The sequence below is a fragment of the Arthrobacter sp. JCM 19049 genome, from assembly GCF_001310435.1.
Map to the genome: position 1 here is coordinate 1 of NZ_BAXF01000112.1, position 6,011 is coordinate 6,011.

The following is a 6,011-nucleotide window of genomic DNA, read 5'->3' on the forward strand; positions in this document are numbered from 1 at the left end:
GCGCAGGTGGCCGAGATCGTGCCGAACCTGCCACCGCGCCCAGCCCTACTACCGGTTCGCGGACCTGCGCCTGCGCGGGGTGCTGGCGGCTATGGGCCAGGACGCCAGGATGCGCAGCTTCGCCCACACCGAGCTTTCCGGGGTGCTGCAGCCCCTGGACGTGGAGGGGCTGGAACTGCTCGAGCTCTACCTGCGCCACGGCGGGAACAAGTCCGCGCTGGCCAAGGCCGGGTACCTCTCACGCCCCACCCTCTACGCCCGGCTGGCCAAGCTGGAGGACAAGCTGGGGCTATCGCTGGAAAGCGCCGAATCCCGGGCCAGCCTGCAGGTGGCACTGATGTGGTACCGGCTGCACGGCTAGCTCCCGGCGCCGCCTGGTCCTAGCCGTTGGCGTCGGCGGTGGGTTCCGCCTGGCCCGCACCGGGCCCGTAGAGCCGTCGGGCATCGGGCCGCTGCTGCTGGGACCAGTCCGCGATCCATGGCCCGGTGCCCGCGGAGACGTCATGCACGCCCTCCTCCAGCCAGCTGAAGTCACCGTCCAGCAGCCGCTGGGCCAGCTTGTCATCGGTTTGCGTCGTGTTCCGCCACAGGCGCTCGAAATGCTCCTCGCAGCGCAGCGTCGCCTGCTCGCAGAATGCCTCCGCCAGGGCCAGCGCCGCATCGTGCCGGCCGTCCTGGGCCTCCTGCAGGGCGTGGGTCTTGGAGATTACCGCCGCCATGGCGAACAGTTCGGCGCCAATGTCCACGATGTGCCCCAGGAAGTTCTGCTGGCGTTCCATGGCCGCCTGCCAGCGGGCCATGCCCGCAAACGTTTGGCGGGCAATGCGCCGCGAGGCGCGTTCCACATAGCGCAGGTGCCGGGCCAGCGGACCGTGTCCCGAATAGGCGGTGGGCAGGTTCCCGGAGCCCAGCGCCAGCTGGGGCAGCCATTTGGCGTAGAACCCCGAGGCCCCCAGCGCGGCCTTCGCCTTCTGCTCCATGCTCGAATCCGACCGGGCCAGGTCCCCGGCGGCCTGCAGGTGCGCGTCCACCGCCTCACGGGCAATGAGCAGGTGCATGATTTCGGTGGAGCCCTCGAAGATCCGGTTGATTCGCAGGTCCCGCACCAGCTGTTCCACCGGCACCGCGCGCTCGCCGCGCTCGGCCAGGGATGCGGCCGTCTCGTAACCGCGTCCGCCGCGGATCTGCAGCAGCTCGTCGGCAATCTTGCAGGAAACCTCCGAACTGTAGAGCTTGGCCAGTGCCGCCTCGATGCGCACGTCCTTCATCCCGGCATCGGCCAGTGAGGCGGAAAGTTCAAAGACCGACTCCAGGGCGTAGGTGCTGGCGGCGATGTAGGACAGCTTGGAGGCCACCGCCTGGTGCCGGCCGATCGGGTGGCCCCACTGCACGCGTGCCGCGGACCACTCCCGGGCAATCTTGGTTGCCCACTTTCCGGCCCCGGCGCACATGGCCGGAATGGAAAGCCGGCCGGTGTTCAGCGTGCTCAACGCGATCTTCAGCCCGCTGCCCTCCTTGCCCAACCGGTTGCCACCGGCACCTTGACCCCGTGGAATCGGGTGACCCCGTTCTCAATTCCGCGTAGGCCCATGAAGGCGTTGCGGTTCTCCACGGTGATTCCGGCGCTGTCCGCCTCCACCACGAACGCGGTGATCCCGCCGCGGCCAGCCGGCTGGGAGCCGGTGGCCTCATGCGGGGCGACGGCGGCCATGACCACCAGCAGCTCGGCCACCACCCCGTTGGTGGTCCACAGCTTCGCGCCGTCCAGGATGTAGTGCTCCCCGTCCTCGCTGAGCCGGGCCTTGGTGCCCAGGCGGGCCGGGTCGGAGCCGACGTCATTCTCGGTCAGCAGAAAGGCGCTGATCGCCCCGGCGGCGCAACGCGGCAGGTAGGTGCGCTTCTGCTGCTCGGTGCCAAAGCTCTTGACCGGTTCGGGCACCCCGATGGACTGGTGGGCCGAGACCAGCGCCCGATAGCGGGGAGACCGAGCCGATGCGCATCAGCGCCCGGCCGTAGTCCAGCAGGCTCAGGCCCAGTCCGCCGTATTCGGTGGGGATCTTCATCCCGAACGCTCCGATGCCGCGCAGCCCGGCGATGGTTTCATCCGGGATGCGGGCCTCGGCCTCGATGCGGGCCGCATCGATGTTCTGCACCAGGGCATCGAGCCGGGAGAGGAAGTGGGCGCCGCGTGCGGCGGCGTCCGGGTCGGGTTGTGGGAACGGGTCGATGAGGGAGAAATCGACATCCCCATGTACAGGCCCTTGGCGAAACTGGGCCGCTGCCAGTCCTGTTCGCGGGAGGCTTCGGCGACTTCCCGGGAGCGGGCCGCGTCGACGTGGTTCAATCCGGCTTGTTGGTTCATGGCAGATCCTTAGTACCAGCGCGCAATCTGCCGGCGGCAGACTGCCAGACCGATGAGGTGCCCCAAGCCTAGCGCCGAACCGGCCCCTGGGGTAGGGGTAGCGCCGACCCAGGACCCAACAACCCAAGGCCGGATGCAGCCCGGCGGGCCGCTCCAGCAGTGGAGCGGCCGCCGGGGTTGGGGTCCAGGACCTAGATCTTGCTGGAGGCCTCGGCCAGGACCGAACGCAGCGTGGATTCGATGTAGTCGAATTCGCTTTGGCCGATGGTGATCGGCGGGGCCAGCTGGATCACCGGGTCGCCGCGGTCATCGGCGCGGCAGTACAGGCCGGCCTCCCACAGGGCCGGGGTCAGGTACTGGCGCAGCAGCCGCTCGGATTCCTCGTCGTTGAAGGTCTCCTTGGTGCTCTTGTCCTTGACCAGCTCGATCCCGTAGAAGTAACCGGCCCCGCGCACGTCGCCGACGATGTCAAGATCGGTGAGCTTGGAGAGGGTTTCCTTGAACTTCTCCGCGTTGTTCTTCACGTTCTCGTTCAGCGATTCGCGTTCAAAGATGTCCAGGTTCGCCATCGCCACCGCGGCCGCCACCGGGTGACCGCCGAAGGTGTAGCCGTGGTAGAAGGTGGTGTCGCCCTTGGTGAATGGCTCGAACAACCGATCCGAGGCGATCATGACGCCCAGCGGGACGTAGCCGCTGGTCAGCGCCTTGGCGCTGGTGATGATGTCCGGGACGTAGCCAAAATCATTGCACGCGAACATGGAGCCGATGCGGCCGAAGGCGCAGATGGTTTCATCCGAGACCAGCAGCACGTCGTACTCGTCGCAGATTTCACGCACGCGTTCGAAGTAGCCCGGGGGAGGCGGGAAGCAGCCCCCGGAGTTCTGCACCGGCTCCAGGAACACGGCGGCAACCGAATCGGGGCCTTCGAACTCGATGGCCTCGCGGATCCGTTCGGCGGCCCACAACCCGAAGTCCTTTTCATTGTCGGCAAACATTTCCGGGGCGCGGTAGAAGTTCGTGTTCGGTACCCGGAAGGTGCCGGGCACCAGCGGCTCGAACGGGGTCTTCATGTCCGGCAGCGAGGTGATGGCCAGCGCCCCCTGCGGGGTGCCGTGGTAGGCCAGGGCACGGGAAATCACCTTCGTCTTGCCCGGCTTGCCCTTCATCTTGAAGTGCTGTTTGGCCAGCTTGAACGCGGATTCGACCGCCTCACCGCCGCCGGTGGTGAAGAAAACGCGGTTCAGGTCGCCCGGAGCGTAGCCGGCCAGGCGCTCGGCCAGGTCAATGGCCGGTTCGTGGGCGTAGGACCACAGCGGCATGAAGGCCAACTTTTCGGCCTGCTTGGCCATGACCTCGGCCAGTTCCGTGCGGCCGTGTCCGGCGTTGACCACGAACAGGCCCGAGAGCCCGTCAAAGTATTCCTTGCCCGCATCGTCGTAGATGTTGTGGCCTTCGCCCCGGGTAATGACCGGGACGGTGCCCCCGGAGGCCAGGTGTGAATGGCGGGCCATGTGCATCCACAGGTGGTCGCGGGCGGCTTGTTGGCGGTCTGTGCCGCGTGGAGTTGTGCTCATCTCGTTCCCCAGTTGTATTCCTGTTTCTTTAGCGAGAGGTACATGAAGGTGGTGGTGCTTTTGACCCCTTCGATGCCCCTGATGTTGGCGACGACGCGAAGCAGGTCCTCGTCGTTGGCGCAGATGACTTCCGCCAGGATGTCCGATGGACCGGCGGTGACCACGCAGTAGTCGACCTCGGGCAGGGCCGCGATGCGATCCGCTGTGGTGTTGATGTCTTGGGAGGCGACGATGCCGATCATGGCCTGGCGGGTGAAGCCCAGTTCCAGCGGTCGGTGACCGCCACGATCTGCATCACGCGGCTTTCGACCAGTTTTTGTACCCGCTGCCGGACAGCGGCTTCACTCAGGCCCACGGCCTTGCCGATAGCCGCATAGGAGCGACGCCCGTCCTCCTGCAGCTGCTCGATAATCTCCTTGGAAATTTCGTCAATTGCGTGGGGGGTACTTCCGTTGTGCGGCACCGTCATTAAATATCGACCTCCCCGGTCATTGCTGGAAGCGCCGTTGCCACCCGGCCGCGGCACTGAGGTGTATTCCCGACCATACAGCGACTAAATCAGTTGCGGAAGGCTATGGAGAAAATGATTTCGTTGCACCCTTTCGGGCACGTAAAGGATTCTTTCGTTTGGCTCTTGTTTCGCGCCGGAAATGCTGAAAGGATAAGCGGCACCAACGACTGTGGTGCACGACACAGTTCCCCGTGGACCTTGCTGATGAAGGGAAGCCCATGTCTCACTCGCAAAGACGACTGCCTGAAGATCCACAGATCAGGGCGCTGGCCCAGACCCTGGCCGCCCGCTCCATGTCCCGCCGTTCGGTGCTGGGGGCCGCCGGCGCGTTGGGACTCACCGGTCTGCTGGCAGCCTGCGGCACCAGCGGCACCGGAGGGGGAACCTCGGCGGCGCCGGTGGACGTCACCGATCTGTCCGACTCCGAAAAGGTCGTGAACTGGGCCAACTGGACGCTGTACCTGGACTACGACGACAAGACCAAGAAGTATCCCACCCTGCTGCAGTTCACCAAGGACACCGGCATCAAGGTGAACTACTCCGAGGACATCGACGGCAACGACACCTACTACGGCAAGGTGCAGGGCCAGCTGGCCGCGAGCCAGGACATTGGCCAGGACATCTTCACCCTCACCGACTGGATGAGTGCCCGGCTGATCCGCCAGGGCTACACCCAGGAACTGGATCACGCCAACATCCCGAACATCTCCAACCTGCTGCCCAACCTGCAGGAGGTGGACTTTGACCCCGGACGCAAGCACTCACTGACCTGGCAGTCCGGCTACGCCGGCATCGCTGGAACAAGAAGCGTTTCCCCAAGGGCCTGAAAACCGTTGCCGACCTGTGGCAGCCGGAGCTGAAGGGCCGGATCACCGTGTTGGATGAAATGCGCGACACCATGGGACTGCTGATGCTCGACAACGGCGTGGACATCTCGGGGCAGTGGGGCGAATCGGAGTTCGGTACCGCCCTGGATACCCTGCGCCAGAACATTTCCAACGGCCAGATCCGCCAGGTCAAGGGCAACGCGTACAAGGAGGACTTCATCTCCGGGGATGCGATTGCCGGGATCGTGTGGTCCGGGGACATCGTGCAGATGAACTTCGAGAACGACGACCAGTGGGAGTTCGTGCTGCCCGAAGCCGGCGGCACCCTGTGGAGCGACAACATGATGGTGCCCATTGCCGCACCCCACAAGGCCAACGCCGAGAAGTTGATGAACTTCTACTACGAACCGCAGGTGGCCGCCGAGGTTGCGGCGTACGTGAACTTCATTTCCCCGGTCGTGGGGGCCGCGAAGCCATGCAGTCCATTGATCCGGAACTGGTGGACAACCCGCTGATCTTCCCCACTGAGGAAGACCTCAACCGTGCCTTCGCCTTCCGATCTTTGGAGCCTGAGGAGGAAACCAGCTTCAGTTCCGAATTTCAAAGTGCCATCGGGGCTTAAGAAGCCGAGGGGAGCAGATTCGTAATGTCTCGTGCACAACACCAGGCAGGGCAGCGGCGCGCGCTTTCCCGGGCGATTGCCGAAGCACAGATGACCCGGCGCGGGGTGCTGGGCG

The 6,011-nt window shown here is 65.2% G+C and carries 4 protein-coding genes and 2 pseudogenes; 3 read left to right on the forward strand and 3 right to left on the reverse strand.

All coding sequences use genetic code 11. The annotated features are described in order from the left end of the window. Window positions 1–361 (forward strand): helix-turn-helix domain-containing protein (locus JCM19049_RS07170; protein WP_279402670.1); only part of this gene is annotated, 361 nt, incomplete at its 5' end. A gap of 19 nt (window positions 362–380) precedes the next feature. Here the strand turns inward: JCM19049_RS07170 and JCM19049_RS07175 are convergent. The 3 genes and pseudogenes from JCM19049_RS07175 to JCM19049_RS07185 all read right to left on the reverse strand — a co-directional run bounded on the left by JCM19049_RS07175 (window position 381) and on the right by JCM19049_RS07185 (window position 4,405). Next, window positions 381–2,362: pseudogene (locus tag JCM19049_RS07175) on the reverse strand (acyl-CoA dehydrogenase family protein). A 191-nt stretch (window positions 2,363–2,553) separates the two neighbouring features. After that, window positions 2,554–3,936: an aspartate aminotransferase family protein gene (locus JCM19049_RS07180; protein ID WP_054821243.1), complete on the reverse strand. Its 1,383-nt coding sequence runs from the start codon at window positions 3,934–3,936 to the stop codon at window positions 2,554–2,556. Next, window positions 3,933–4,405, reverse strand: a pseudogene (locus JCM19049_RS07185) (Lrp/AsnC family transcriptional regulator). The gene JCM19049_RS07180 and the pseudogene JCM19049_RS07185 overlap by 4 nt, the downstream one beginning before the upstream one ends. Window positions 4,406–4,665: 260 nt before the next feature. On the opposite strand from JCM19049_RS07185, the gene JCM19049_RS19270 reads away from it, so the two are divergent. Both JCM19049_RS19270 and JCM19049_RS19275 read left to right on the forward strand, forming a co-directional pair. Further along, window positions 4,666–5,274: a hypothetical protein gene (locus JCM19049_RS19270; protein WP_279402671.1), complete on the forward strand. Its 609-nt coding sequence runs from the start codon at window positions 4,666–4,668 to the stop codon at window positions 5,272–5,274. Window positions 5,275–5,288: 14 nt separating this feature from the next. Next, on the forward strand, window positions 5,289–5,789 hold the full coding sequence (locus JCM19049_RS19275; RefSeq protein ID WP_279402672.1) for an extracellular solute-binding protein: 501 nt from the start codon (window positions 5,289–5,291) through the stop codon (window positions 5,787–5,789). Window positions 5,790–6,011 lie beyond the last annotated feature (222 nt).

What these genes read in the sequence shown, in the direction of transcription:
- JCM19049_RS07180 (WP_054821243.1), bottom strand. Translation starts at nt 3,936, where the DNA reads ATGAGCACAACTCCACGCGGCACAGACCGCCAACAAGCCGCCCGCGAC.
- JCM19049_RS19270 (WP_279402671.1), top strand. Translation starts at nt 4,666, where the DNA reads ATGTCTCACTCGCAAAGACGACTGCCTGAAGATCCACAGATCAGGGCG.